Origin of the sequence: Streptomyces erythrochromogenes (assembly GCF_040684695.1) — a bacterium.
Taxonomy (GTDB): domain Bacteria; phylum Actinomycetota; class Actinomycetes; order Streptomycetales; family Streptomycetaceae; genus Streptomyces; species Streptomyces erythrochromogenes_C.
The window spans coordinates 484591-510948 of sequence record NZ_JBFBGM010000001.1 but is presented as its reverse complement, the minus strand read 5'-3'; the positions used below and the strand labels follow the sequence as shown (position 1 = coordinate 510948).

Annotated in this window: 25 protein-coding genes; 11 read left to right on the top strand and 14 right to left on the bottom strand. The window is 73.6% G+C overall.

Translation table 11 applies throughout. The annotated features are described in order from the left end of the window. Window positions 1–69: 69 nt before the first annotated feature. The 6 genes from AB0O53_RS02090 to AB0O53_RS02065 form a co-directional block, all read right to left on the bottom strand. On the bottom strand, window positions 70–1479 hold the full coding sequence (locus tag AB0O53_RS02090) for a cytochrome P450 (protein ID WP_365192746.1): 1410 nt from the start codon (window positions 1477–1479) through the stop codon (window positions 70–72). Continuing rightward, window positions 1476–2096, bottom strand: coding sequence for a GTP-binding protein (locus AB0O53_RS02085; RefSeq protein WP_350988957.1), 621 nt, complete (start codon window positions 2094–2096; stop codon window positions 1476–1478). The genes AB0O53_RS02090 and AB0O53_RS02085 overlap by 4 nt, the downstream gene beginning before the upstream one ends. Continuing rightward, entirely contained in the window at window positions 2077–2436 is a 360-nt protein-coding gene (locus AB0O53_RS02080) for a DUF742 domain-containing protein (RefSeq protein WP_350988955.1), read from the bottom strand. The genes AB0O53_RS02085 and AB0O53_RS02080 overlap by 20 nt, the downstream gene beginning before the upstream one ends. Continuing rightward, window positions 2433–2837, bottom strand: coding sequence for a roadblock/LC7 domain-containing protein (locus tag AB0O53_RS02075; RefSeq protein ID WP_350988954.1), 405 nt, complete (start codon window positions 2835–2837; stop codon window positions 2433–2435). The genes AB0O53_RS02080 and AB0O53_RS02075 overlap by 4 nt, the downstream gene beginning before the upstream one ends. 6 nt (window positions 2838–2843) lie before the next feature. After that, window positions 2844–4400, bottom strand: coding sequence for a sensor histidine kinase (locus AB0O53_RS02070; protein WP_365192744.1), 1557 nt, complete (start codon window positions 4398–4400; stop codon window positions 2844–2846). Between the two features lie 337 nt (window positions 4401–4737). Further along, window positions 4738–5361: a TetR/AcrR family transcriptional regulator gene (locus tag AB0O53_RS02065; protein WP_350988952.1), complete on the bottom strand. Its 624-nt coding sequence runs from the start codon at window positions 5359–5361 to the stop codon at window positions 4738–4740. A 102-nt stretch (window positions 5362–5463) separates the two neighbouring features. Here AB0O53_RS02065 and AB0O53_RS02060 point away from each other — a divergent pair, with 102 nt between their 5' ends. Further along, entirely contained in the window at window positions 5464–6252 is a 789-nt protein-coding gene (locus tag AB0O53_RS02060; protein WP_365192742.1) for an SDR family NAD(P)-dependent oxidoreductase, read from the top strand. Window positions 6253–6370: 118 nt separating this feature from the next. After that, window positions 6371–6700 (top strand): hypothetical protein, encoded by a 330-nt coding sequence (locus AB0O53_RS02055; RefSeq protein WP_350988949.1) that lies wholly within the window; start codon window positions 6371–6373, stop codon window positions 6698–6700. Between the two features lie 36 nt (window positions 6701–6736). Here the strand turns inward: AB0O53_RS02055 and AB0O53_RS02050 are convergent, their stop codons facing one another. Further along, complete coding sequence (locus tag AB0O53_RS02050) at window positions 6737–7924, bottom strand: glycoside hydrolase family 64 protein (RefSeq protein ID WP_403141551.1); 1188 nt, start codon at window positions 7922–7924, stop codon at window positions 6737–6739. Between the two features lie 135 nt (window positions 7925–8059). Further along, complete coding sequence (locus tag AB0O53_RS02045; RefSeq protein WP_350988947.1) at window positions 8060–9250, bottom strand: spore photoproduct lyase family protein; 1191 nt, start codon at window positions 9248–9250, stop codon at window positions 8060–8062. A 168-nt stretch (window positions 9251–9418) separates the two neighbouring features. Here AB0O53_RS02045 and AB0O53_RS02040 point away from each other — a divergent pair, with 168 nt between their 5' ends. Further along, entirely contained in the window at window positions 9419–11161 is a 1743-nt protein-coding gene (locus AB0O53_RS02040; protein WP_365192739.1) for a SpoIIE family protein phosphatase, read from the top strand. A gap of 20 nt (window positions 11162–11181) precedes the next feature. On the opposite strand, the gene AB0O53_RS02035 is transcribed toward AB0O53_RS02040, so the two are convergent. From AB0O53_RS02035 to AB0O53_RS02025, 3 genes are read right to left on the bottom strand one after another with little or no spacing between them, the layout of a single operon-like run. Further along, window positions 11182–12291 (bottom strand): sensor histidine kinase, encoded by a 1110-nt coding sequence (locus tag AB0O53_RS02035; RefSeq protein WP_350988943.1) that lies wholly within the window; start codon window positions 12289–12291, stop codon window positions 11182–11184. Beyond that, window positions 12284–13063, bottom strand: coding sequence for a response regulator transcription factor (locus tag AB0O53_RS02030; protein ID WP_350989677.1), 780 nt, complete (start codon window positions 13061–13063; stop codon window positions 12284–12286). The genes AB0O53_RS02035 and AB0O53_RS02030 overlap by 8 nt, the downstream gene beginning before the upstream one ends. Further along, a complete protein-coding gene (locus AB0O53_RS02025) occupies window positions 13060–14406 on the bottom strand; it encodes an MFS transporter (protein ID WP_365192738.1) in 1347 nt (448 codons plus the stop codon). The genes AB0O53_RS02030 and AB0O53_RS02025 overlap by 4 nt, the downstream gene beginning before the upstream one ends. Window positions 14407–14538: 132 nt before the next feature. On the opposite strand from AB0O53_RS02025, the gene AB0O53_RS02020 reads away from it, so the two are divergent. Then, window positions 14539–15138, top strand: coding sequence for a TetR/AcrR family transcriptional regulator (locus AB0O53_RS02020; protein WP_350988939.1), 600 nt, complete (start codon window positions 14539–14541; stop codon window positions 15136–15138). Between the two features lie 3 nt (window positions 15139–15141). Here the strand turns inward: AB0O53_RS02020 and AB0O53_RS02015 are convergent, their stop codons facing one another. Then, window positions 15142–16095 (bottom strand): MBL fold metallo-hydrolase, encoded by a 954-nt coding sequence (locus AB0O53_RS02015; RefSeq protein WP_350988937.1) that lies wholly within the window; start codon window positions 16093–16095, stop codon window positions 15142–15144. Window positions 16096–16260: 165 nt separating this feature from the next. Between AB0O53_RS02015 and AB0O53_RS02010 the strand changes: the two genes are divergently transcribed. Then, entirely contained in the window at window positions 16261–16470 is a 210-nt protein-coding gene (locus tag AB0O53_RS02010) for a hypothetical protein (RefSeq protein WP_350988935.1), read from the top strand. Beyond that, complete coding sequence (locus tag AB0O53_RS02005) at window positions 16457–17848, top strand: amidase (protein ID WP_350988933.1); 1392 nt, start codon at window positions 16457–16459, stop codon at window positions 17846–17848. The genes AB0O53_RS02010 and AB0O53_RS02005 overlap by 14 nt, the downstream gene beginning before the upstream one ends. Before the next feature lie 13 nt (window positions 17849–17861). Here the strand turns inward: AB0O53_RS02005 and AB0O53_RS02000 are convergent, their stop codons facing one another. Continuing rightward, on the bottom strand, window positions 17862–18212 hold the full coding sequence (locus AB0O53_RS02000; protein WP_350988931.1) for a hypothetical protein: 351 nt from the start codon (window positions 18210–18212) through the stop codon (window positions 17862–17864). 285 nt (window positions 18213–18497) lie between these two features. Between AB0O53_RS02000 and AB0O53_RS01995 the strand changes: the two genes are divergently transcribed. Further along, window positions 18498–18995, top strand: coding sequence for a metallophosphoesterase family protein (locus AB0O53_RS01995; RefSeq protein WP_350988929.1), 498 nt, complete (start codon window positions 18498–18500; stop codon window positions 18993–18995). A 37-nt stretch (window positions 18996–19032) separates the two neighbouring features. Here AB0O53_RS01995 and AB0O53_RS01990 read toward each other — a convergent pair whose 3' ends face one another. Continuing rightward, entirely contained in the window at window positions 19033–19941 is a 909-nt protein-coding gene (locus AB0O53_RS01990) for an aldo/keto reductase (RefSeq protein ID WP_350988927.1), read from the bottom strand. 71 nt (window positions 19942–20012) lie between these two features. Between AB0O53_RS01990 and AB0O53_RS01985 the strand changes: the two genes are divergently transcribed. The 4 genes from AB0O53_RS01985 (at window position 20013) to xdhC (ending at window position 26239) form a co-directional block, all read left to right on the top strand. Continuing rightward, complete coding sequence (locus AB0O53_RS01985) at window positions 20013–21020, top strand: ArsR family transcriptional regulator (protein WP_350989675.1); 1008 nt, start codon at window positions 20013–20015, stop codon at window positions 21018–21020. A 437-nt stretch (window positions 21021–21457) separates the two neighbouring features. Continuing rightward, window positions 21458–22975 carry a xanthine dehydrogenase small subunit gene (locus AB0O53_RS01980; protein WP_365192736.1) on the top strand — a complete coding sequence of 506 codons (1518 nt, stop codon included), beginning with the start codon at window positions 21458–21460 and terminating at the stop codon, window positions 22973–22975. Then, on the top strand, window positions 22972–25371 hold the full coding sequence (gene xdhB, locus AB0O53_RS01975) for a xanthine dehydrogenase molybdopterin binding subunit (RefSeq protein ID WP_350988923.1): 2400 nt from the start codon (window positions 22972–22974) through the stop codon (window positions 25369–25371). Before AB0O53_RS01980 ends, xdhB begins: the two co-directional genes overlap by 4 nt. A gap of 1 nt (window position 25372) precedes the next feature. Beyond that, window positions 25373–26239, top strand: coding sequence for a xanthine dehydrogenase accessory protein XdhC (xdhC, locus tag AB0O53_RS01970; protein WP_365193128.1), 867 nt, complete (start codon window positions 25373–25375; stop codon window positions 26237–26239). Window positions 26240–26358 lie beyond the last annotated feature (119 nt).

Sequence of the window (26358 nt, the reverse complement as noted above, 5' to 3'; positions counted from 1 at the left end):
GGGTCCCCGGCCGGTGCGGCCGGGGACCTCGGACCTCGCTGCGGACGGACCCCGCCGCGGACGGACCGCTCAGCGGCGGCCGAGCAGCCGGCGCCACCAGCTGACACCACGGCGCCTGCGGCCGCCCGCGGCGGGCGGCGGCGCCGCCGGCTGCGGCGGGATCACCGGGTGGACGGGGTGTCCGGCCGGCTGCTCCACCGGGAGCTGCGGGGGCGGGGCCGGGGCGGGCGCGGAGCGCGGGGCGAACCGCACCGGGAGCGAGAGCAGGTGACGGGACATCAGGGTGCCCCGCCACTCCAGCTCGCCCGGGTCGACCGCCAGCTGGAGGTCGGGCAGCCGGTCCAGCAGGACCTCGATGCCGGTGTCCGCGATGGCGCGCCCGATGTCCTGGCCGGGGCACTCGTGCGGGCCGCTGCTGAACGCCAGGTGCGAGCGGTTGCCGTGGACGGACACGGAGGGATCGGGGCGGATCTGCGGGTCGGCGTTGCCTGCGGCCAGTCCGAGCAGGATCATGTCCCCGGCCTTGACCTGCTGGCCGCCGAGCACGGTGTCGCCGGTGGCCCAGCGCCCGATGATCGTGTTGATGGGCGGGTCGTCCCAGAGGACCTGTTCCAGCGCGTCCGGCAGGGTCATGTGGCCACCCGAGAGGCTCGCCCGGAAGCGCGGGTCGGTCAGGACGGTGCGCAGCGTGTTGGCGATCAGGTTGGCGGTGGTCTCGTAGGCCGCGATCAGCACGACGCGCAGGTGCATGAGAACTTCGGTGTCGGTCAGGTCCGCGGGGTGCTCGATCAGCCAGGAGGCGAGGTCGCGTGCGGGCTTGGCCTTGCGTTCGACGACCAGGTTCTCCAGCGTGGTCGTGACGTAGCGGTCGCTCTGCAGGGCCGTCTCCGTCCCCTGGAGCATGTCGCGCGCCGCGTTGACGAGCAGCGGCCCGTGTTCGTCGGGCGCCCCGATGAGCTGCGTCATGACCAGCATGGGGAGCTGGTCGGAGAAGGCGGGCACCAGGTCGGCGTATCCCTCGGCCGCGATCTGGTCGACGAGCTGGTTGGCGAAGCGGGTCACGTAGCGGCGGATGCCGCGCTTGTCGAAGCGCTCCAGGGACTCCACGACGGCCGAGCGCAGCCGTTCGTGCACGGGGCCGTCGGTGAAGTTGCACACCGGCACCCAGGAGACCATGGGGCCGAGCGGGGTGTCGGCCGGTACCCGGCCTTCCCTCATGTCGCGCCAGCCCCGGGGGTCGCGGGCGAACCGCGACGACGTCCGGGCGACGTCCAGGTTCTCGCGGTGCCCGAGGACGAGCCAGGCCGGGAGGTCCCCGCTGACGAGCACGGGGGCCACCGGGCCGTGTTCGGCGCGCAGCTTCTCGTACAGGGCGAGGGGGTCCGCCTGTGCCTCGGCACCGTGCAGGCGGTACAGGCCGCCCGCGGTCGCCGCGGCGTGGGCGGGGCACCCGGGCGGTGGGGTGGGGGTGGTGCTCACATTGCCTCCTGGGTGGCTGCCTGGGAGTGCAGGTAGCGCATGAGGGTCAGCAGGACGTCGCGGGAGGAGTCCCGCCTTCTGGCGTCGCAGACGAGGATCGGGACGGCGGGGGGCAGGTCGAGGGCCTCGCGCAGTTCCTCCAGGGGATGGTCGGGCGCGCCGGGGAAGGAGTTGACGGCCACGACGAAGGGGACGCCGCGCTCCTCCAGCCGCCCGATGACGTCGAAGCTGATCTCCAGCCGTCGGGTGTCGAGGAGGACGACGGCTCCGAGCGCGCCCTCGAAGAGCCCGCGCCACAGGAACCAGAAGCGTTCCTGGCCGGGCGTTCCGAACAGGTACAGCACGAGTTCGTCGTTGATGCTGATGCGGCCGAAGTCCATGGCCACGGTGGTGGTGATCTTCCGGTCGACGCCCCGGGTGTCGTCGACGCCGACGCCGGCCCTGGTCATCGTCTCCTCGGTCGTCAGCGGTTTGATCTCGCTGACGGCACCGACCATCGTCGTCTTGCCCACGCCGAATCCGCCGACGACCACGACCTTCACGGCCGCCGCGGCCGACTGCGGCAGGACGTCCGCCTCGCGCGGCCCGGCGGGCGGGTCAGAGCTTCTGAAGTCCATCGATCACTGCCTCGATCAGAGCAAGGTCGGGTAGCTGCGCGGCGGGGATGGGCGGTCGGACGTGCACGCGTTGCGCGGCCATCAGGTCTCCCACCAGCACGGTGACGACGCTCACGGGCAGGCCGGCGTACGCGGCGATCTCGGCCACCGACAGCGGTGACCGGCACATCCGCAGGATGGAGGCCTGCTCGGGCTGCATCTCGGGCCGGGGAGGCCCTTTGGCCACCACTAAGGTCACGAGGTCGAGATGGACGGAGGTGGAGGGTCCACTGCGTCCGCCGGTGATGACGTAGAGCCGTTCGGGGCTGCCGTCCTCCCAGCTTGAGGGCGGCTCTTTCACGCGGGCTGCCCGTCGTGCCGGGGCGGGCTGCTCAGGTGGTCCCCCATTCGGGACACCAGGTTGCGCATCTGCGCGCCCATCAGGCCCGCGTCGACGCCCTCGTCGGCGAGTACGGCCAGGTAGGAGCCGTCCCCGGCGGCCATGAGGTAGAAGAAGCCGCCGTCCATCTCGATCACGACCAGGCGCATTCTGCCCTCGGAGCTGGGCAGTTCGGCGGCCACCGCCCCGGCGAGGCTCTGCAGGCCCGCGCACGCGGCCGCCAGGCGGTCGGCCGTGTCCGTCTCGGCGCCGTACTGGGCCACGCACAGCCCGTCCGCGGACAGCACGATCACGTGCCGCGTCTGCGGCACGCCGGCTGCCAGGTCCTTGAGCATCCAGTCCATACTGCTTCGCTGAGTCATCACTGTTCATGCCCCTTTGGTCGCTGAACCCGACGCGTCCTGGGCGCCCGGCGGGTCCTGGCCGGGCTCACCCGACAGTCCGCTGTGGAACGCCTCCAGCCACATTCCGGGGCCGTTGTCGTCGGCCGGCTGCGGCCTCGCGGCCGGCCGGACTTCGGAGGTGGCGACGCGGTCCTTCCGGCGCCGTTGCGGCAGGCCGGTCGCGGTACGTTCGGCGGTCGGCCCGGCACTCGCGGGCATCGGCCCGGGCACCGGTCCGGGCATCGGCCCGGGCGCCGCGGACGGCGTGGGCCGGGGCGCGGGGAAGCCGGCCGGGGTCGCGTCGACGGGGTGCTCGCGCGGTGTGGCGGAGACCGCCCTGGGCCCCGAGGAGGAGCCGATGCCGTGGGCGAGCCCGGTCGCCGCGGACGCGGTGGTGATCAGGTGCTGCGGCACGATGACGACGGCGCGGACACCGCCGTACGCGGAGGAGCGCAGGGACACCTGGAACCCGTACGCCTGCGCCAGCCGGCCGACCACGGCCAGGCCCAGCCTGGGCGTCTCGCCCAGGTCGTTGAGGTCGATCCCGGACTGCGCCTGGGCGAGCATCTTCTCGGCGCGTGCGCGGGCCTCCTCGCTCATGCTCAGTCCGCCGTCCTCGATCTCCACGGCGATGCCCGACTGGACCTCGACGGCGGTGAGGTGGACCCGGGTGTGCGGCGGGGAGTAGCGGGTGGCGTTGTCCAGCAGCTCGGCGAGGGTGTGGATCAGCGGCTCAACGACGGGGCCGAGGACGGCGACCTCGGTGACCGAGTGGAGCTCGACCCGCTGGTAGTCGATGATCCGCGACATCGCGCCGCGCATCACGCTGTAGAGGGTGACGGCCCTGCTCCACTGCCGGCCGGGGCGGGCGCCGCCGAGGACGGAAATGGAGTCGGCGAGCCGGCCGATGAGGGCGGTGCCGTGGTCCAGGCGCAGGAGGTCTCCGAACACGTCCGGGTTGCGGCCGTGCCGGTCCTCCATCTCGCGCATCTCGTGCGCCTGCTGGTGGACGATCGCCTGTACGCGGCGGGCGACGTTGACGAAGGCGCGCTGCGCCGAGTCGCGCAGGCTCTCCTCGTTGTCGACGGTGTCGATGGCGTGGGCCAGTACGGCCTGGAGGGCGGCTCTGAAGCGGGGCGTGAGGGCGGCGTCGTTGCCCCAGCGGTTGCCGCGTCCGGCGCGGCCGCCCAGGGAGGTGAGCACCTCCTCGGCCACCTCGCCCCGGCGCAGCCGCTCGATGGCCTCGGGGAGCACCACCGCCGCCAGCCGGGTCGCCTCGGTCTCCTGCCGGGCCAGGGTGTGGCGGAGCGCGGCGATCTCGGAGCCCCGGGCGGTGAGCGCCCGGCCGCGGCGCAGGGCCTCGACGAACACCGCCGCGGTGCACAGGCCGCCCGCGGCGATCAGGATGGTGCCGACCGGCTCGGAGGAGGAAACAAGCGCTCCGACCAGGCAGACGGCAGCCAGGGCCCCGATCGCGGGCAGCGCCCGGCTCGCTCCCGCCTCCGGGTGGGCTGTTTCGGGTGGAACGTCTCTTTGCTCCATCGGCGTCCTCGAATTATCGGAAAAGGGTGACCTTCTGACCGGTGGGCGGGAGCATAACTACGCCCAACTGCCCGCACGCGCGCTTTTGTTGGAGTTCATCGGACCGGAGGAACCGTTATGCGCCATCGATGGCGATGGATTCCGGCCCCGGCGAGGGGAGGCCCGCGGAGAGCGGCGGCGTAAGGGGAGGTCGACGGCCCACCGACGCCTCGGCGACACCGGCGTTCACCCTGGAAACCCCTCCGGCGCCGGCTGTGCCGCGTGGTCGCGAGGTGGCGCCGGCGGCGCGAATGCGCTACGGCCGCTGCGGCGCCGGAGGAGTCACCGTTTCGAGTGGTCAGGCATCCGGCCGTGCGGTGTCACCGTGGGGGGCCGCGAGCCCGGCGAGCAGGACGTCGAGGGCGAGGTCGGTGGCCTCGGACAGCGGGGTGTCCTCCAGGAGGGAGCCGACCGCCAGGGCCGCGAGGCCGTGCACGGTGGAGAAGGCGACCTGGGCGAGGCGGTCCGGCTCGCCGGCCCGCACGGCGCCCTCCGCTTGCGCGAGGGCGACGAGTCCGGCAGCGATGTGCAGGCTCTGGTGCCCGAGTTCGCGCAGTTCGGCGCTGGAGTCGTCGGCGTGCTTGGCCGTGAACATCAGGCTCAGCAGCGGGGCGTTCGCCACGGCGAAGGCGATGTAGGCGCGCCCCAGGCCGGCGAGCCGGGCGGTGACGGGGCCGGGCTCGTCGACGGCCGCGCGCAGGGCCTCGTTGAGGCGGGTGAAGCCGCCCACGGCGAGCGCGTCCAGCAACGCCTGCCGGTCGCGGAAGTGCCGCCCGGGCGCGGCATGACTGACGCCGAGGTCCCGGGCCAGGGCGCGCAGGGAAAGGCTGTCCGCCCCCGTCGTGGCGAGGACGGCCTCCGCGCGCGCCAGCAGGGCTTCTCGGAGGTTGCCGTGGTGGTAGGGCGCATCGGCGTCGGCCATGGCGGCCTCCCCTCGCTCGATGTTGTCATTGACAACAATGTTTGCTCTGTCTACATTCAAAGTATCGTCCATCGGCCGGAACACCGGAACGGAGCGCCGACCATGTCTATGACATACCGCGGAACCACAGCACTGATCACCGGGGCCAGCGCCGGCCTCGGCGTCGAGTTCGCCCGGCAGTGGGCCGAGCGCGGCGCGGACGTCGTCCTGGTCGCCCGACGCGTCGAGCGGCTGGAGGAGGTGGCGGCGGACCTGCGGCGCCGGTACGGGGTGAAGGCCCGCACGGTCGCCGTCGACCTGGCCCGGCCGGGCGCCGCGGCCGCGCTGCACGCGGAGCTCGACGGGCTCGGGGTGCGCGTGCAGACCCTGGTCAACAACGCGGGCTTCGGCAGCCACGGCCCCTTCGCCGACCAGGACCCCACGCGGATCAGCGAGATGATCCAGCTCAACGTGACGGCGCTGACGGAGCTGACCAGGCAGTTCCTGCCGGACCTGACGGCCGACGGCCGGGGCGCGCTCGTCACCGTCGCGAGCGCGGCCGCCTACCAGCCGACGCCGGCGATGGCGGTGTACGGCGCCACCAAGGCCTTCGTCCTGAACTTCACCGAGGCGATCGCCTACGAGACGCGCTCCTCCTCGCTGCGGGTGCTCGCCGTCTCGCCCGGGCCGGTCCGCACCGAGTTCTTCGACGTGGTCGGCAGCCAGGACGCCGCGGTCGGGCGGATGGCCACCCCCGAGCAGGTCGTCACGGCGACCCGGCGGGCGCTGGAGCGCGACAGGACGCCGCCCAGCATCGTCGTCGGGCTCGGCAACCGGCTCTCGGCGACGGCGTCCACGCTGGCTCCGCGCCGCCTGGCCCTGACGGTGGCGGGACGGGCCCTCAAGGCGTGACACGCCCGCCCTGACGTGACCCGCCCGACTCGTACGGGCGGGTCCGCTGCCGCACACTGGATCCGGGCGCCCCCGCCGGCGGGGTGCCCGGATCCCGGCGGGTGCGGGGAGGCGCGGCATGGTCATCAGTCACCACATCGCCGAGGGAACGCTGCACGTGCGGATCCTGCACGAGCTGCACGTCACCGACCGGGCCGCGGCCGCCCTGCAGATCGAGTCCCTCGTCCACGTCCACCGCCCGGCGCAGGTCACCGTCGAGCTGCCGAGCCGCTCCCCCTCACCCATGACCCTCAGCGCACTGGCCCGCGCCCGGCGGATGTGCCAGAGCCTCGGCATCCCCCTGACCGCGACGGGGCCCGGGGAACGGGCGCCCCTGCACCTCTTCGGCCATGAGGACGGCGCGGCCGGGCCCCGGCCGATGGAACACGGAGCGCGCCGCGACCACTGAAGCGGCGCCGTCGCCCCGACCGGGCCCGGACCCGGGTCAGTTGTAGGGCTCCAGCGTCATGAAGGCCTCCTGGGGGTTGCCCTCGTGCACCAGCGACTCGTGGGCGCCCACGTCGTCGAAGGCGAAGCCGTACGCCTTGCCGTCGGCCATCTGCGCGTGGATGACGCGGGAGTAGTGGTTGGTGACGGCGTCGCGGTAGAAGCCGGCGCCGTTCGCGTCGGGCTGGTTGGGGTTGGTCAGCAGCGTCGAACGGTTGAACCCGGCGCACAGGGTCCGGGAGATCGGGCCCCGGACGGTGTCGTTGGGGGCGTCGAGGAGCTTGTAGCAGCCGAAGACGCTGTCGGAGTCGGGCTTCTGGAAGCTGGTGACCACCGCTCCCGAGCCGTTGGTGAAGTTCATGACGTTGCCCGAGACCCGGCCGTAGTACTTGGTGCCCGGTTCGTGCGCGAACGGCGTCACCGTCAGGGTGGAGGAGCTGTACTTGCTCCAGACGCGGTTGATGTAGTCGTTCATCACGCCGGCCGGGATGCCGCCCGCCTCGATGCCGTGGCCGGGGGACAGCGCCCGCAGCGGGGTGCCGTCGGGTCGGGTCTGGATCAGGCCGCCCCAGCCGGCCGAGCGCAGCCCGGCGAAGACCGCGCCGTACCCGCCGGCCTTGAGGCGGCCGGTGTTCCTGACCGTGCCGTCGGCCGCCTTCGAGCCCACCGCGTAGGGGGCCGAGAACATGTCGACCTGGGTGCTGTTGATCCACAGGCCGGCGTCGTTGAGGGTGTACTCGGACCAGTTGAACAGGATCCCGTTGTTGGGGTCGGAGGGGTTCTGCACGGCGGGCTGCACCAGGCCGCCGGTGGTGAGCCTGAAGACGAGCTTGCGTCCGACGGAGAAGTAGACGCGTCCGGAGAACTTGGGCATGCGGATCGTCTTGGTCTGCCCGTTGGCCGGGCCGGCGATCGACGCGTCGGGGGCGGGTGTGGGCGGGTTCCCGCCGGCGGGCCAGGGGTGGAAGGCGCCGTTCGCGTCGGCCCAGCCCTGCCGGCCCGTCGCGAGCTGGGTGCCGAGGTTGTAGATGTACACGGGCTCGCTGCGGCCCGAGTTGTTCTTGATGGTGAGCGGGATGGTCGCCGGTACGGCCTCGGCGGACGGCGGCGGGCCGAAGAACAGCACGCCGGCGCCGACGGACAGGGCCGCGACGCCGAACGCCAGGACTCTGGACAAGCGGAACACTCTCTTCCTCCTTGCGTGGGGGGACCTGCCGAAGGAGCGGTGGGCGAGGCAGGGATGGATTTATTGAAACGTGAGAGCGCTCTCAGAGTCTGATTGTGTTCAACTTCTGTCAATGCTCTTGACACAGCGGCCCGTTCAGAAGGCGTAGCGGATCCGCAGCCACGGCGCGTGGGCGGCGACGAGTTCGCGCATCGCCGCGACGGCGGCGGCCTTCACGTCGCCGCGGTAGCGGACGTTCCAGCTGCCGTTCTGCGAACGCTTCGGCTCCTGCAGGCGCGGCTGCCACAGGACGTCCTCCGCGCGGGGGTGCCAGCCCAGGTTGAGCTCGTGCAGGTCCTTGTTGTGCGTCAGCATGATGACCTCGGCGGCCGCCTGGGCCTTCACCCGGGCGGGCAGCACGTCGTCCATGTGCCGCAGCAGCAGGGACCAGTCCCGTTCCCAGCCGGGGCGCAGGACGACGGGCGAGAGGTTGAAGTGGACCTCGTAGCCCGCGTCCAGGAAGTCGCCCGCGGCGGCGATGCGGCTCTCCACCGGGCTGGTGCGGATGTCGAGCAGCCGGGAGTCGCCCGGCGGCATGAGGGAGAACCGTACGCGGGTGCGGCCGCGGGGATCGAGGAGGAGCAGGTCCGGGTTGACGAACTTGGTGGCGAAGGAGGCCTTGGCGGCGGGCCACCGCGCGAAGGCGTGCACCAGGTCGGCCACGTTGTCGCTGATCAGGGCGTCGACGCTGCAGTCGCTGTTCTCGCCGATGTCGTAGACCCAGGCGTCCGGATCGCACTGGTTGGCCTCGGTCTTGGGGCCGAGGCGCGCGATGTGCCGGGAGAGGTGGGCGACGGTGCGCTCGATGTTGGTGAAGACGGTGACCGGGTTGGCGTAGCCCTTGCGGCGCGGGACGTAGCAGTAGGCGCAGGCCATGGCGCAGCCGTTGGCCGGCCCGGGGGCGATCCAGTCCGCGGAGCGGCCGTTGGGCCGGGTGGTGAGCGTCTTCTTCTCCCCCAGGACCAGGGTCTCCGTCTTGATCCGGACCCAGCGGTCCACGTTCCCCTCGTTCCCGTGGAGGTCGGGGATCCGCCAGTGCGAGTCGACGGGGACGATCTCGGCGTCGGGGTAGCGGGCGAGGACCTGCCTGCCGCGCGGGGAGGCCGCGGCCGCGGGCTCGGCGAAGATCGTGCCGACGGACAGCAGCCGGCGGGCGGCGGGGCCGTCGCGGAACAGCGGGCCGGCGTTCCCCCGCGGGCGGGGCGCCCGGCCGGGGTCGATGTCTTCCAGGGCGAACAGGGCGTCCGCCCCGTCGTCCGGTCCGCCCTCGGGCGGCTGGGCTCGCATGTCGGTCTCCTGCGGGATCACGGACCGTCCACTGTAGGGCAGCCGGCGCGGGCGCGGCGCCGCGCCACGGCGGCGGGCCGGGCGGCCCGGGCGGACCGGCGGCGGGCGCGCGCCTACGATGGGAGGCATCGAACGCGCAGGTGGGGGGCCGGCAGGAGAGGAAGTGGGTTGAATCGTTTCGCCCGGCTCGCCACGCGGCTGCTGGCGGTGCCGCTGGGGCTCGTCTGGCTGGAGCCGGCCGGGGAGGCCGCGGGCGCGGTACCCGAGTGCTGGCCGGCCGGATCGGAACCCGACCCGGCCGTACCGGCGTGCTGCCGGCTGGTGGCACAGGACGCACGGCCCCGCTTCCTGTCGCACGTGGGAGACGACACCGCCGACGGCGCGGCCCCCTTCGCGTTCGGCGGTGTCCCCCTCGTCGGCGGTTCGGGCGAGATCCTGGGCGTCCTCGCCGTCGTGGACCGTGCCCCCCGGGCGTGGAGCGAGGACGACGTACGGGACCTCTCGGACCTCGCCGCCGCCTGCAGCGCGCAGATGCGGATGCGGACGCGCTCCGAGACCGTCCGCCAGGCCCGCGAGGCGGCGGAGGGGGAGGCGACCCGCGTGCACGAGCTGCTCAACCGGTCCGAACTGCTCCTGCGGGCGTCCGAGGACCTCGCCGACACCAGCGGGCTGGACGACGTCCGCCGGCGGGTCGGGGACCTGGTCGGCGGGGAGCTGGAGCCGGCCGGCATCGACCTGGTGCTGGTGCGGCAGGGGGTGCTCCACCACGTGACGGGCCGCCCCGCCGACGGGGACGGTGCCTTCGGCGCTCCTGCCGGGAGGCTCACCGAGCCCTTCGGTCTGGGTTCCGGCTGGCCGGTCGCCAGGGCGGTGCGCGAGCACCGGACGATCGTGGTCCACGGGCCGTCGGCGGCGGGCACGGCCGGTACCGGTGCCGGTGCCGCACCCGGCGGACCGGCCACGTCGGCCACGCCGGCCTTCGACGGTCTGGACCTCGCGACCGCCGTCTGTCTGCCCCTGCGCGGCACCCACGGCACGCTCGGGGCCCTGGTCCTGGGGTGGGACGCCCCGTACGAGGTCGGCGTGGAGGAGCGGGCGGTACTGACCACGCTCGCCGGATACACCGCCCAGGCCGTCGAACGCGCCCTCCACCTCGACGAACGCGTCACCGTCGCCCGCCAGTTGCAGCGGGCCATGCTCACCGAACTGCCGGAGGTACCCGGCCTGGAGCTGTCCGCCCTGTACCGGCCGGCCGCCCGCGACGACATGGTGGGCGGCGACTGGTACGACGCCTATCCGCTGCCGGCGGCACCGGGCGCGGCGGCGACGGGCGCGCTCGCGCTCACCGTCGGCGACATCACCGGACACGACATGCGGGCGGCCGCGCTGATGGGCCAGGTCCGCAGCATGCTGCGGCAGGCCGATCACGACCACCCGGGCGAGGGCCCGGAGCAGGCGCTCTGCGCACTGGAACGGGCCTGCCGCCGCCTGAACCTCCCGGCCAGCGGCACCGCCGTCCACGCCCACCTCACGCCGGCGGCCGACGGCCACTGGCGGCTGAGGTGGAGCAACGCGGGCCACCCGGCGCCGCTCGTGGTCACCGCGGACGGCGCCGTGGAGACCCTCGTGCGGCACGACGTGCTGCTGCACCACGCCCTGAGGCCGGGCCCCCGCACCTGCGACAGCCGTACGCTGCCCCCGGGCAGCACCCTGCTGCTGTACACCGACGGGCTGGTCGAGGAGCGGGGCGGGGACATCGAGGACAACGTCGACCTGCTCGCCCGGCATCTCGCCGCGGCTCCCCCGGGGGTCGCGCTGGCCCCGCTGCTGCGGTCCCTCCTGGACGCCGTCGGCCCGCGGGACGCGCGGGACGACGCCGTCCTGTTCGCCGTACGCGTCGCCGCTTCCTGACCGCCCCGCCGTGCGCCGGGTCAGGCGGGGGCGGGGAGGGTGAGTTCGAAGCGGCAGCCGCCGGGCACGTTGTGGACGTCGGCGTGCCCGGAATGGGCCTCGACGATGCCGCGTACGATCGCCAGCCCCAGCCCCGCGCCCGAGGGAGGCGTACGGGCGCGCGACCCCCGCCATCCGGTGTCGAAGACGCGGGGCAGGTCCTCCTCCGGGATCCCGCCGCACGCGTCGGTGACGGACACCACCACCGCGTCCGCGCGGCGTTCGGCGGCGATGGCGACGGTGCCGTCGGCCGGGGTGTGGCGGATGGCGTTGACGAGCAGGTTCGACAGGACCCGGGTCATCTCCTTGCCGTCGACCTCGACCGGCAGCGGGTCCACTCCCCCTCCGGCCAGCCGCACCCCGTGCTGCCGGGCCAGGGCGTCGGCGCCCGCCAGCGCGTCGCCCACCAGGTCGTGGAGGGAGATCCGGGCCGGGCTGAGCGAGAGCGCGCCGGCATGGATGCGGGAGAGCTCGAACAGGTCGGTGACCATGGAGTTGAGGCGCTCCACCTCCGCACGCATCTGCTGGTGGTAGCGGGCCGGATCGGTCACCACCCCGTCCTCCAGCGCCTCCGACATCGCACGCAGGCCGGCCAGCGGGGTCCGCAGATCGTGCGAGATCCACGCGACCAGCTCACGCCGGGAGGTCTCCAGGGCCCGTTCGCGTTCCCGCGAGGCGGCCAGTCGCTCGCCGGTGAGGGCCAGTTCGCGGCTCAGCGCCACGAATTCGGCGGGGGCGGGTGCGGCGGGTCGCGTGAAGGTCCCGGACTCCCCGAAGTCGCGTGCCGCATCGACGAGTTCCCGGCAGCGTGACACGACCTGGCGTCCCAGCAGCAACGCCGTACCCAGGGAGACGGCAGCGGCCATCGCGACGACGGTGGTCACCACGGTGAGGTCGTGGGAGGACAGGAACATCGCCCGGGCCACCGTGAGCGTACCGGCGAGCATCGCGGCCACCGCGACGGCCGCGACGACAGCGAGGGAGACGGCGACGCTGCGCCGCCGCAGCATCCGCAGCGCGGCGGCGCCGAGCAGTCCCGCAGCCACCGCGCCGAGCAGTGCGTACAGGGCGATCAGCAGGAAGTCAGACACGGCCGCCCTCCGTACGGGTGACGGCGGCCCGGACCTCGGTACCGGCCGGAGCGTCGGGAACGGCGTCGAAGCGGTATCCGGCGCCCCACACCGTCCGGATCAGCTGCGGGTCGGCCGGGTCCTCCTCGATCTTCGCCCGGAGCCTGCGGACGTGGACGGTCACCGTGGACAGGTCGCCGAAGTCCCAGCCCCAGACCTCGCGCATCAGCAGCTCCCGGTCACAGACCTGCCCGACGTGCCTCAGGAAGTACACGAGGAGGTCGAACTCCCGCAGGGTGAGAGCGAGTTCGAGGCCGTTCCGGGTGGCCCGACGGGCGACCGGGTCGACGGCGAGGCCCGCGGCGGCGAGCAGGGGCTCGCCGGCCGGGGCGGCCGCGGACGCCCGGCGCAGCACCGACCGGACGCGCAGGACCAGTTCGCGCGGGCTGAAGGGCTTGGTGACGTAGTCGTCCGCACCGACCTCCAGGCCCAGGATCCGGTCCTCCTCGTCACCCCGCGCGGTGAGCATGACCACCGGCAGGGTGCGCGCCCCGGCTCCGCCCGCACGCAGCCGGCGGCACACCTCCAGGCCGTCCATGCCCGGCAGCATCAGGTCCAGGACGACCAGGTCGGGCCGGCACCGGGCGGCGGCCTCCAGCGCGGACGGCCCGTCGTCCGCACGCTCCACGGTGAAACCCGCGCGCTCCAGATACCCGGCCACCACCTCCGAGACCGTCGGATCGTCGTCCACCACCAGGACGCGGCCGGCGGCGCCCGCGGTGCCCTCGTTCATGCCCGCGCCCGCTCCCGCGTCGCCCGTGGGCCGTTCATTGCTCGATGCCATGGCTCCAGGGTGTCACCGCACCGGGCGGGGGCCGCCACCGCCTGCCCGGACCTGACACGGCGTCCGCTGCTCCCGGCGGCCGGGCCGACGGCTCGGGCGGGGGTGCGGGTGCGGGTGCGGATGACGGCGAGGGTGAGGGTGAGCAACGCGGCCGTGGCGAGGAGGGCGACGAGGGCGGCGTACAGGTGGGCCGCCGTCCGCAGCCCGTAGGACTGCGTCAGGACGCCCGCGCCGACGGCCGGCAGGCTCATCGCGAGGTACGAGAGCACGTAGTACGCGGCCAGGGTCGTACCCCGGTCCGACCGCGGCACCCGGGCGAGCACCATGCGCATCGAGCCCTGCGCCACCGCCCCGAAGGCGACACCGGCCAGCAGCGCCGCGGCGAAGACGGCCGGCAGGCTCACCAGGTGCATGCCAGCCAGGGAGAGGGCCACGGCGGCGGGGACCGCGACGCAGCCGAGAAGGGTGGCGGTGACGGGGTGCAGGGCGCGGGTCGTCCAGACGGTGACGGCCGCCGAGAGACTGAGGGTGAAGAAGACCATGCCGCCGGCCGCCTGCGGGGCGTCCGGGGAGACGAGGCGGACGAAGGCCGGGCCGAGGGAGGAGTAGAAGCCGCCGAGCGCCCAGACGGCGACGACGCCGGCTCCGCCGGTCAGGAAGGCCCGGCGGGCGGGCGGGGAGACGGCGACGCGCGGACGCAGGGACCGCCACGCTCCGGGGTGCGGCCGGGTCGTCTCGGGGGAGAGTGCGACGGCGGCGGCCTGGAGGAGGAGGACGAGGGCCAGGGTGAGGTAGACGGTGACGGTGGGTCCGGGCGCGTAGCGGATGAGCAGGGTGGCCGCCAGGACTCCGGCCGCCATGCCGGCCGCCGGAGCGATGCTGTTGGTGAGGGCGGACCGGCCGGGGCGCCCCGGCGGGTCGAGGTCGACGAGGGCGGCGCCGGCCGCGCTGGTCGCGGCGCCGGTGGCGAGCCCCTGGAGTACGCGGCCCGCGATGAGGGTGCCGGCGCCGTCGGCGCTCGCGAGCACGGCCATGGCGACGGCTTCGAGGACGAGCGAGCCGACGAGGACGGGACGCCGCCCGAGATGGTCGGACAGGGCACCCGTGGTGAGGAGCGCCACCAGGAGGGCCAGGGTGTAGGCGCTGAAGACCACCGTCACGGACAGGGCGGACAGCCCCCACCGGTCCTGGTAGACGGGATAGAGGGGGGTGGGTGCGCTGGAGGCGGCCAACAGCGTGACCAGGACGGATGCGTTGAGGGCGAACGGCGGACGTTTTCCCGTCGGCGGCATCAGCAGCTCCTCACTTAAAGCGGATGATTAGCTTTAAGCAAGCTACCCTTGAACCGCCCACTAAGGCAAACGATTCGCATTAAGGGGCCGCCGGGGCCTCCAGAAGCAAGGACTTTGCTTTAAGCTGCCGGCATGAGTCGCAAACCGATGGTCCGCCCCGGCGGCCGCAGCGCCCGGGTGCAGGAAGCGGTCCACACCGCGGTGCGCGAACTCCAGGCGGAGGTGGGCCGCCCGGAGTTGACCATTCCGCTGATCGCGGCGCGCGCCGGCGTCACCCCGTCCACGGTCTACCGGCGCTGGGGCGACCTGCAGGAGCTGCTGTCGGACGTCGCCGTGGAGAACCTGCGGCCGGACACGCCGCCGCAGGACCACGGCGACCTGGCCGCGGACCTGCGGAACTGGGCCGAGCAGTTCATCGAGGAGATGGCGTCCCCGATCGGGCGCGCCTACATCCGCGACGCGCTGCTCGGGGCCCCTGACGGCGACAACGCGGCGCGGTGCTCGCAGTACGCGGCGGAGCAGATCGACGTCATGCTCGCCCGGGCGGCGGAGCGCGGCGAGGACGCCCCGGGGGTCGAGCTGGTCCTCGACCGGGTCGTGGCGCCCATGATGTACCGCATCCTCTTCCGCTCCGGAGGCCCTGGAGGCGGCGGAAGCCCCGGGGACCTCACCGCCGCGTACGCGCGCGGACTCGTACGGGACCTCCTGGACGCCCCCGGCGCACCGCACTGACCGTCAGGCGGCGGCGTCCGCGGTGTCCGGGACGTCCGCCGCGTCCGTGCCGCCCGCGGTCCGGCCGGGCACGGGTTCGAGCCGGTAGGCGTCGCCGTCGGTGACCACGCGGCCCGCGGTCGGCGGGGGGAAGTGCGTACCGAGCAGGATCGCGCCCGTGTCGGCGATCGAGGCGAGCAGGGAGCGGCGGCTCGCCTCGGCCAGCCCGGGATCGATGTCGACGCAGCTGCCGATCCCGGGGCGCGCCAGCTGCACCGGGTGGTGGATGCAGTCCCCGGTGATCAGAGCCGTGGCGTCGCCGCTGGTCACCCGTACGGCCACGTGACCGGGCGTGTGGCCGGGGGCGGGCACCAGCTCCAGGCCGGCGGCCAGGCTCACGCCGCCGGCCGGCACCTCGACCGCCTCCAGCAGCCCCGCTTCGTCGACCGGGTGCACGGAGTCGCGGAACATGGCGGCCCGCGCCTCGTCCATGTCGTGGGCGGCCCAGAAGTCGTACTCCGCCTTCGAGGTGAGGTAGCGGGCGTTGGGGAAGGTGGGGACCCACACGCCGTCGACCTCGCGGGTGTTCCAGCCCACGTGGTCGGTGTGCAGGTGGGTCAGCAGGACCAGGTCGACGGATTCCGGCGGGAACCCCGCCCGCGCGAGGCGGTCGAGGTAGTCGGTCCGCAGGCCGTGCCACGCCGGGTTCGCGCGGGTCTTGCCGTTGCCGATCCCGGTGTCGACGACGACGCGCAGCCCGTCCACGACCATCGCGAAGCTGTGGCTGTCCAGGCGCAGGACACCGTCCTTGTCCGCGAAGTCGGGTCGCAGCCAGTCCTGTTCGGAGACGACGCCGGGGGTGGCGGCGGGCAGCAGCCACGGGCCGGTCTGCGGCGGCAGGGGGATCTCGTCGATGCGCCGGACGACGACGGATCCGACCGTCCAGGACGGGGCGACGGCGGGCGGTGCTGTGTGCACGGGGAGGCCTTCCTTCGTCTGCGGGGGGCGAGCGCCCACCTAAACGCGATTGATTTGCTTTTAGGTACGCTAGGCCCTGTGATCGACTAACGCAACCTGTTAGCTTTTAGAAGCGGTGGATGTCCACCGCCCCCTCCCCCTCGGCCCGTTGAAGGAAGGACACCCATGTCCGCCGACGCCCTCACCCCAGCGGAGGCGGCCCGCTGGGCCGCCCGCTCCGGCCTCCCCCTGGCCCCCGAACGCCACGCGGCCGTGGCGGCGACCGCCGGCCACATCCACTCCGTCGTGTCCCTCCTGAGGGAACTGGACTTCGGGGACACACCGCCGTCCGCCGCGTACCGCGCGGGAGAGGAGCCGGACCGTGCAGCCGTATGAACTGACCCTGGCCGACGCCGCCGAGGCGGTACGGACCCGCCGGCTGTCGCCCGTGGAACTGGTGGACTCGGTGCTGGAACGCATCGAGCGGGTCCAACCGCACCTGGGCGCCTACGCCTCGGTGGCGGCGGACCGTGCGCGGGACGCGGCGCGGCGCGCCGCCGGCGAGATCGCCGCCGCGGGCCCCAGGGGCCCCCTCCACGGAGTCCCCGCGGGCCTGAAGGACCTGATCGACGTGGCCGGGACGGCCACCTCGGCGGGCTCTCGGGTACGCGAGGGGCACCGGGCGCCGGCCGACAGCACCGTCGCCGAACGGCTCGCCGCGGCCGGCGCGGTGTTCGTCGGCAAGACCCACACCCACGAGTTCGCCTACGGCCTGACCACGCCCGGGACCGCCAACGCCTGGGACCGCGGCCGGGTGGCCGGCGGCTCCAGCGGCGGGTCCGCCGTCGCCGTGGCCGCGCGAGCGGCCACCTTCGCGCTGGGGACCGACACCGGCGGGTCGATCCGGGTGCCCGCCGCGCTGAACGGGGTGGTCGGCCTGAAGCCCACGTACGGGCTGGTCCCGCGGCACGGCGTGACCGCGCTGTCCTGGTCGCTCGACCACGTCGGACCCATCACCCGCACCGTGGAGGACGCCGCGCTGGTCCTGGACGCCCTGGCATGCCACGACCCACGCGACCCCGCGTCCGTCGCGGCGTCGCCCGTCGCCCACCGTCCGGGCCCGGGGACGGACCTGACGGGGCTTCGGGTCGGCGTGCCGGGCAACTACTACTTCGACCACGTGGACCCGGACGTGGAAGCCGCCGTGCGGCGGGCGATCGCCCGGCTGGAGGAGCTCGGCGCGCGGCTCGTCGACGTCGAGATCCCGATGACACGCTACATCCGGGCGACCCACTGGGGGCTGATGGTCCCCGAGGCGTCGGCCTACCACGAGCGGACCCTGCGCGCGGTGCCCGACCTCTACTCGGCGGACGTACGCGTCCTGCTGGAGGCCGGCGCGCTGATGACCGCCGGGGACTATCTGCGCGCGCAGCGCGCCCGCACGCTCCTGCGGCAGGCGTGGCGGGACATGGCGGCCGCGGTCGACGTGATCGCCGCGCCCACCGTTCCCATGACCGCCGTCGCCGCCGGGCAGACCTCCGTGACCTGGGACGACGGGACCGTGGAGAGCGTGTCCGACGCCTACGTACGGCTGTCGGCCCCGGCCAACGTCACGGGCGTCCCCGCGCTCACCGTCCCCGTCGGCCTGGACCCCCGGGGCCTGCCGATCGGCATGCAGCTCATGGGAAGGCCCTTCGACGAGGCGACGGTGCTGCGCGCGGGGCACGCGTACGAGCGGACCACCGCCGCCCACGGCCCGGCGCCGGCCGGGTAGCTCCCGGGTCGTGTCAGGGAGCCTCGACCGTGGCGATGCGGTACACGACGTAGAAGGCGACCGAGGCCAGCAGGGCGAGCCTGACGGCCGAGCACCACAGGGCCAGGAAGCGGGGGCGCTCGGTCGCGGCCCGTGAGAGGAGGACGGTCGTCCCCGCCAGCGACGAAACCAGCAGGAGGGCGCCCAGGAAGAAGGCCAGGGCCGTGGGTGACGTGGGCTCGGTGGCGGGGCCGTAGTCCTCCGTGATGCCGGGCAGCAGCAGGCCGACGGCACACAGCACGAGGGACGCCAGGATCGTGGCCAGGAAATCGAAGGCGAGGGCGACGGCCCAGCCGACGGGCAGTCGACGGGACGGGCGCGTCACCCCGGCCACCGGTCGGCACACAGCGGGGCCTTCGGGACGGCGGCCGGCACGGCCCGTACGGACACGGTCACCCTCATTGCGCTCCTCTTCGGCCGGATCACGGCGATCCCGGTACGAGGGGAGCAACGTACCGCCCTGACCAGGCAGTTCGTTGCCCGAAAGGGACAAGGAGGGACACATCCCTCGGCCTGGTGACGCACGTCACGCCATGGCCGGGACCCTCTGCGCGCCGCGCGGATGGTGTGCCGCCGGACGCGGGTGGGGCGCGGCGTCTACGGTGGGGCCATGCGGCTGCTGCTGACTTCGGACACCCACGTGCCCGCGCGGGCCAAGCGGCTGCCCGAGGAGTTGTTGACGGCCCTCGGCGAGGCCGATGTGGTGATCCACGCCGGGGACTGGACCGACGAGGCCACCCTCGACCTCCTGGAGTCGAGGTCGCGGCGCCTGGTCGCCGTGTACGGGAACAACGACGGCCCCGCCCTGCGGCGCAGGCTGCCCGAGATCGCCCGCGCGGAACTCGGGGGGCTGCGGTTCGCGGTCGTCCACGAGACCGGTCCGGCGGCCGGACGCGAGCGCCGCTGCGCCGCACGCTTCCCCGACACGGACGTCCTCGTCTTCGGCCACAGCCACATCCCCTGGGACTCCACCGCCCCGGGCGGGCTGCGCCTGCTCAACCCCGGCTCCCCCACCGACCGCAGGCGTCAGCCCCACCACACGTACCTGACCCTCACCGCCGAGGAGGGCGCCCTGCGCGACGTGGTCCTGCACCGGCTGACCCGATGACCGTCCACCGGCCCGGCCGCGCACCCCTGCGCGGGGCTCAGGACGTCCCCCGGCCGCGGTGCAGGGTGTCCAGGACCGCGAGGTCGGCCGGTGTGAGACGCAGGGCGCCGGCGGCCACGTTGGCCGCGAGGTGGTCCGGGTCGCCGGTGCCGGGGATCGCCAGTACGTGCCGTCCCCGCTGCAGCGTCCAGGCCAGCCGGACCTGGGCGGCGCTCGCCCCGTGCGCCCGCGCGACCTCCAGCACCACCGGGCTGTCCTCCCCGACGGCGCCGGCCTGCCGTCCGCTGCCGGCGATCGAGTAGAACGGTACGAACGCCACGCCCCGTTCACCGCAGGTGCGCAGGAAATCGTCCTGCTCGGGCTGCACGCCGATGCCGTACATGTTCTGCACGCACACCACCGGTGCGATGGCCAGGGCCTCGTCCAGGTGGTGGGGCCGGACGTTCGACAGCCCGAGGTGGCGGACGAGGCCGGCCTGGCGGAGCTCGGCCAGCGCTCCGAAGCGTTCGGCGATCGAGTCGGTGCCGACGATCCGGAGGTTCACCACGTCGAGGTGGTCACGGCCGAGCTGGCGGAGGTTCTCCTCCACCTGGCCGCGCAGCTGCTCGGGCCGGGCGTGGGGCAGCCATGCGCCCGAGGGGTCGCGGCCCGGCCCGACCTTGGTGGCGATCACCAGGTCCTCGGGGTACGGAGCCAGCGCGCGGTTGATCAGCTCGTTGGCGGAGCGCAGGGGGGAGAAGTAGAACGCCGCGGTGTCGATGTGGTTCACGCCGAGGTCCACCGCGCGGCGCAGCACCTCGACCGCCTGGCCGCGGTCGCGCGGGACGGCTCCGCCGACGAGGGCCTCGCCGTTCTGGGCCAGGCGCATCGCGCCGAAGCCGATCCGGTGGACCGTGCGGTCGCCGAGCTTCCAGGTGCCTGCTGCCGTGATCGTCTGTGAGGTCATGCACCGGATGTTCGGTGGCGGGTAGGCTGCCGGGCCATTGGTTAAGGCATGTGTGAATCCTCGGGGTGGCGGTGCGGGCGGAACTGGCGTTCTCGGTGGGCGATCTGGCACGGACGAGGTTCGCCGTCTCACCGATGTGGGAGGTCGGGCCCAGCATGCGACTCCTCCGGTCGGGGCACGAGCACCCCGTGCACCGGACCTGGGCGGCGCAGGTGCGGCCGCGGCTGGCGGCCGCGGGTCTCGACCGTGGCCGGCTCGCCGAACTGGTGCCGCCCTCGGGGTACGTTCCCGACTTCCTCAATCCCGCGCCCGCAGGTCCCTCCCCCGCCTTCGAGGAGGAGCTCGCCGCGATCCGGTCCGCACCCGCCGACCGGGTCCGCGCGGAACTCGACCGGCTGCGGGACGAACAGGGGGGTCTCGGCCCTGGGCTCGGCGGCCTGTACGACGACGTGCCGCGCCTGCTGGAGCGGGTGGCGGAGGAGATCGAGGCCTACTGGGCGGTGGCCCTGGCACCGTACTGGGGGCGGATCCGGGCGGTGCTCGACGCCGACGTCTTCCACCGGGCCCGGCAGGTGGCCGAGCACGGCGCGGGCCGCCTCCTGGGCGAGCTGCACTCCTCGGTGAGCTGGGACGACCGTGCGCTCCGGCTGGCCGACCGGCGTGCGCCGCTGTCCCGCCGGGCGGCCGGGGCCGGCCTGCTGCTGATCCCCTCGGTCTTCACCGGGCCGGTCCCCTTCACCCGGCTGGCGCCGCCGGATCCGCCGCAACTGGCCTATCCGGCCCGGGGAATCGGCGCGCTGTGGGAGCGTCCGGTCCCCCAGGGCGGGGGCGGCGCGCTGGCCCCCGTACTCGGCCGCTCGCGGTCCCTGCTGCTGGCCGAGCTGGACTCGCCCGCCACCACGACCGAACTCGCGCGCCGTACGGGGCTGTCGGCGGCGGGGGTGTCCCAGTGCCTCACGGCGCTGCGCGGCGCGGGTCTGGTCAGCGCCCACCGGGCCGGACGCTGCGTGCTGTACGCCCGCACGTCCGTGGCCGAAGCCCTCCTGACCGCGGCTTCCGACGGCGCGTCCGCCCCCTGACCGACGGGCGGGGCGGAGCGCCACTGGATTGCCCTACGAATACCGGCCGGTCGACGCGGCCGGCCCTCGTGGAATCCACCGATCCGTGCTTGACCGATGAACCCGCGGCAACGTAACTTCGACCGCACCCCGCTCGTGAGCTGCTGGAAGGAGGCGAAACCGGATGTCGACCGTCTCCGCGCTGATTCGCCTCGCACACCAGATCGCCTGGGCTCCGGGTCGTGTAGCACACGGCTGCTGAGCAGCCCCTTCGTCGGCGCGCCCGATTGCGGCCCCGGCACCTTCTCATCTATGTCACCACTTACGGCACGCCGTCGCGTGCCGATGCGTCGCGCTGCGGTACCGCGGTGTCCCGGGCTGCGACCACCGGAAGAGAAAGCTCCTGACATGGCGACTTGGACAGTCCGACCGACCGTGCGCCGAAACGAGGACGTGCGATGGTAGCGGCGCGGATCACGGTCAATGGGAAAGAAACCCCGATCTCACCGGCACCGGCCCACACCACGGTGCTCGATTTCCTCCGCGAGCGGGGCCTGACCGGTACGAAGGAGGGCTGCGCCGAGGGTGAATGCGGCGCCTGTTCCGTCCTGGTGGCCCGCCCCGGGGTGGACCGGCCCACCGAATGGGTGGCGGTCAACGCCTGCCTGGTCCCGGTCGCGGCGCTCGACGGCCAGGAGGTCGTCACCTCCGAAGGCCTCGCCACGGCCGGTGGGCCCGGAGCGCCAGCCGTGCTGCACCCCGTGCAGGAGGAGATGGCCGTCCGCGGCGGCTCCCAATGCGGCTACTGCACACCGGGGTTCATCTGCAGCATGGCCTCCGAGTACTACCGGCCCGGCCGCTGCGCGCCCGCGAGCCCCGCGGACGGCCCTGCAGACGGCCCCGGCGACAGCTGCGACACCGGCTCCGGCTCCGGCTCCGGCTCCGGCTCCGAACACGGTCCGAACGGTTTCGACCTGCACGCGCTGAGCGGGAACCTGTGCCGCTGCACCGGCTACCGCCCGATCCGCGACGCCGCGTACGCCGTCGGCATGCCCGCCGAGGACGATCCCCTGGCACTGCGCCGCGAGCAGTCCCCGCCCGAACCCGCCGCCACCGCGTACACGCAGGACGACAGCGCCTTCCTGCGCCCGGGCACCCTCGCCGACGCGGTACGGCTGCTGCGCGAGCGGCCCGGGGCGGTGGTCGTCGCCGGAAGCACCGACTGGGGCGTCGAGGTCAACATCCGCTCCCGCCGCGCCGATTGCGTCGTGGCGGTCGACCGGCTGCCCGAACTGCGCGCCCTGCACGTCGGATCCGACCACATCGAGATCGGGGCGGCACAGACCCTCACGGAGATCGAACGCCGTCTCGACGGCGCCGTCCCGCTGCTGGCGGAGCTGTTCCCGCAGTTCGCCTCCCGCCTGATCCGCAACAGCGCCACCCTCGGCGGCAACCTGGGTACCGGATCCCCCATCGGCGACAGCCCGCCCGTACTGCTCGCGCTGGAGGCCTCGTTGGTGCTCGCCGGCGCCGACGGCGAGCGCGAGGTCCCCCTCTGCGACTACTTCACCGGATACCGGCAGAGCGTGCGCCGGCCCGGCGAGCTGATCCGCGCGGTGCGCGTCCCGCTGCCGCTGTCGCCGGTCACGGCCTTCCACAAGATCGCCAAACGGCGCTTCGACGACATCTCCAGCGTGGCGGTCGCCTTCGCGCTCGACATCGAGGACGGAACCGTCCGCAAGGCGCGCATCGGCCTGGGCGGCGTGGCCGCCACCCCGATCCGCGCCCTGGCCGCCGAAGCGGCCCTGGAGGGCGAGCCCTGGACCGGGCGGACCGCCGAGGCCGCGGCCCGGGTGCTGCGGGACGAGGGCACGCCCATGGACGACCACCGAGCCAGCGCCGCGTACCGCTCCGCGATGCTCGGCCAGAGCCTTCTGAAGCTGTACGCGCGAACCACCGAGGCGGTGTCGTCATGAGCCATCTGTCCGAACGTCCCGAGAAGCCCGTCGTCGGCCTCCCGCTGCCGCACGAGAGCGCCGGCCTGCACGTCACCGGCGCCGCCCTCTACACCGATGACCTGATCCACCGCACCAAGGACGTCCTGCACGCCCACCCGGTCCAGGTCATGAAGGCCCACGGCACGATCACCGCACTGCGCACCGCGCCCGCGCTCGCCGTGCCCGGGGTGGTCCGCGTACTGACCGGGGCCGACGTGCCCGGCGTCAACGACGCCGGCATGAAGCACGACGAACCGCTGTTCCCCGACACGGTCATGTTCCACGGCCACGCCGTCGCCTGGGTGCTCGCCGAGACCCTGGAGGCGGCGCGGCTCGGCGCGGCGGCCGTCGAGGTGGAACTCGACGAGAAGCCCTCCGTGATCACGCTGCGGGAGGCGATGGAGGCCGGGAGCTTCCACGGCGCCCGGCCCGTGATGGAGACCGGCGACGTCGGCGCCGGCTTCGGGGACTCCGCGCACGTGTTCAGCGGCGAGTTCCAGTTCTCCGACCAGGAGCACTTCTATCTCGAGACGCACGCGGCCCTGGCCCACGTCGACGAGAACGGGCAGATGTTCGTCCAGAGCAGCACCCAGCACCCCTCGGAGACGCAGGAGATCGTCGCCCACGTGCTCGGCCTGCACAGCCACGAGGTGACCGTGCAGTGCCTGCGCATGGGCGGCGGCTTCGGCGGCAAGGAGATGCAGCCCCACGGGTTCGCGGCCGTCGCCGCGCTCGGCGCCCGGCTGACCGGGCGGCCGGTGCGGGTACGGCTCAACCGGACCCAGGACCTGACCATGTCCGGCAAGCGCCACGGCTTCCACGCCGCGTGGCGGATCGGCTTCGACGCCGAGGGCCGCATCCAGGCACTGGAGGCCACCCTGACCGCCGACGGCGGCTGGAGCCTGGACCTGTCCGAGCCCGTGGTGGCCCGCGCGCTGTGCCACATCGACAACACCTACTGGATCCCCAACGCTCGGGTCACCGGCCGCATCGCCAGGACCAACAAGGTCTCCAACACCGCCTTCCGCGGCTTCGGCGGACCGCAGGGCATGCTGGTGATCGAGGACATCATGGGCCGGTGCGCGCCCCTGCTCGGCCTGGACCCCATGGAGCTGCGCGAACGCAACTTCTACCGGCAGGGCGACTCGACGCCCTACGGGCAGCGGGTGCTGCACCCCGAACGGATCTCCACCGTCTGGCACCAGGTCCGGGACGACGCCCGCATCGCCGACCGCAAGGCCGGAATCGCGGCCTTCAACGCCGCGCACCCGCACACCAAGCGAGGGCTCGCGATCACCGGGATCAAGTTCGGGATCTCCTTCAACCTCACCGCCTTCAACCAGGCCGGCGCGCTCGTGCTGGTCTACAAGGACGGCTCGGTCCTGATCAACCACGGCGGCACCGAGATGGGGCAGGGCCTGCACACCAAGATGCTGCAGGTGGCCGCGACCACGCTGGGGATCCCGCTGCACAAGGTGCGGCTGGCCCCGACCCGCACCGACAAGGTGCCCAACACCTCGGCCACCGCCGCGAGCGCCGGCGCGGACCTCAACGGCGCCGCGGTGAAGAACGCCTGCGAGCAGATCCGCGAGCGGCTGCTCCGGGTCGCCGGTACGCAGCTGGGTGCGAACGCCTCGGACGTGCGCATCGTCGACGGCGTCGCGCGCGCCGTGGGCGGCGACGGGGAGCTGGCCTGGGACGACCTGGTGCGCACCGCCTACTTCCAGCGGGTCCAGCTGTCGGCGGCCGGCTTCTACCGGACCGAGGGCCTGCACTGGGACGCGAAGGTGTTCCGGGGTTCGCCGTTCAAGTACTTCTCCTACGGCGCCGCCGCGGCCGAGGTGGAGGTGGACGGGTTCACCGGCGCGTACCGGATCCGGCGGGTGGACATCGTGCACGACGTCGGCGACAGCCTCTCCCCCCTGATCGACGTCGGCCAGGTCGAGGGCGGCTTCGTACAGGGCGCGGGCTGGCTGACGCTGGAGGACCTGCGGTGGGACGCCGGCGACGGCCCGAACCGCGGCCGGCTGCTGACGCAGGCGGCGAGCACCTACAAGCTGCCGAGCTTCTCCGAGATGCCCGAGGAGTTCAACGTCAGGCTGCTGGAGAACGCCACGGAGGAGGGCGCGGTCTACGGGTCCAAGGCGGTGGGCGAGCCCCCGCTGATGCTCGCCTTCTCGGTACGGGAGGCGCTGCGGGAGGCCGCCGCGGCCTTCGGGCCCGCCGGGGTCAGCGTGGAACTCGCCTCCCCGGCGACGCCCGAGGCCGTGTACTGGGCGGTCGAGTCGGCCCGCGGGGGCGGCACACCGTACGGCGGGGGGACGCCCGCCGGCAGCGGGGTCCCCGCCGAGGCGAGTGCGCCGATCCATGCCTGACATGGGCTGGGTGGCCGCGGTCGCACGGTTGCGGGCACGCCGGGAGCCCGGCATGCTCGTGACCGTCGCGACCGTACGCGGCCACGCGCCCCGCCGGGCCGGTGCCAAGCTCGTCGTGGGACGCACCGAGACCTGGGGGTCGATCGGCGGCGGCAACATCGAGGCCGTCGCCATCGACCGGGCGCGCGAGCTGACGGCCGCGGCCGATCCGGAACAGGAACCGGAACTGATGGAGTTCGCCCTCAACGACAAGGTCACCGGTCCGCACGGGGTGCAGTGCTGCGGGGGCGCCGTCACCGTGCTGCTCGAACCGCTGCCGGTGGTCGAGGCGGTGGCGGTCTTCGGCGTCGGGCACGTCGGACTGGAACTGGCCCGCATCCTGGCCCGTCACCACATCGATCTGCACCTGATCGACACCCGGCCGGACATGCTCACCGGCGAGCGGCTCGGCGTGCTGGCGGACGCGGTGGCGCAGATCCGGGTGCACCACACGCCGCTGCTCCCGGAGGAGGTGCTCGCGGAGCTGCCGCCCGGCGCCCACGTCCTGATCATGACCCATGACCATGCCGAGGACGCGGCGCTGTGCGACGCCGCCCTGCGCACCGCCGGCCTGGGCTCGATCGGCCTGATCGGCTCGTCGGCGAAATGGGCGCGGTTCCGGCAGCGCCTGGCCACCGAGGGCGGCCACACGCCGGTCGCCATCGACCGGATCAAGACCCCGATCGGGATCCCGGGGATCGCCGGCAAGGAACCCGCCGTCATCGCGGTGAGCGTGGCGGCGGACCTGCTCCGTACCTTCGAACAGGACCGCCGCTGGTCCGTCCCGGAGGCGGCTGCCGTCCCGGAGGCGGCGGCCGTCCCTCCGTAGGCGACGCCGGGTCGGTGTCCGGATCTTTGTGGGTTCTGCCAGTACGGGCGCCCGCCCGGCCCCGTGGAGACTTCCAAGTACAGGCCGTGGCAACGCCCTTGGAACGACGGGGGGGCGTG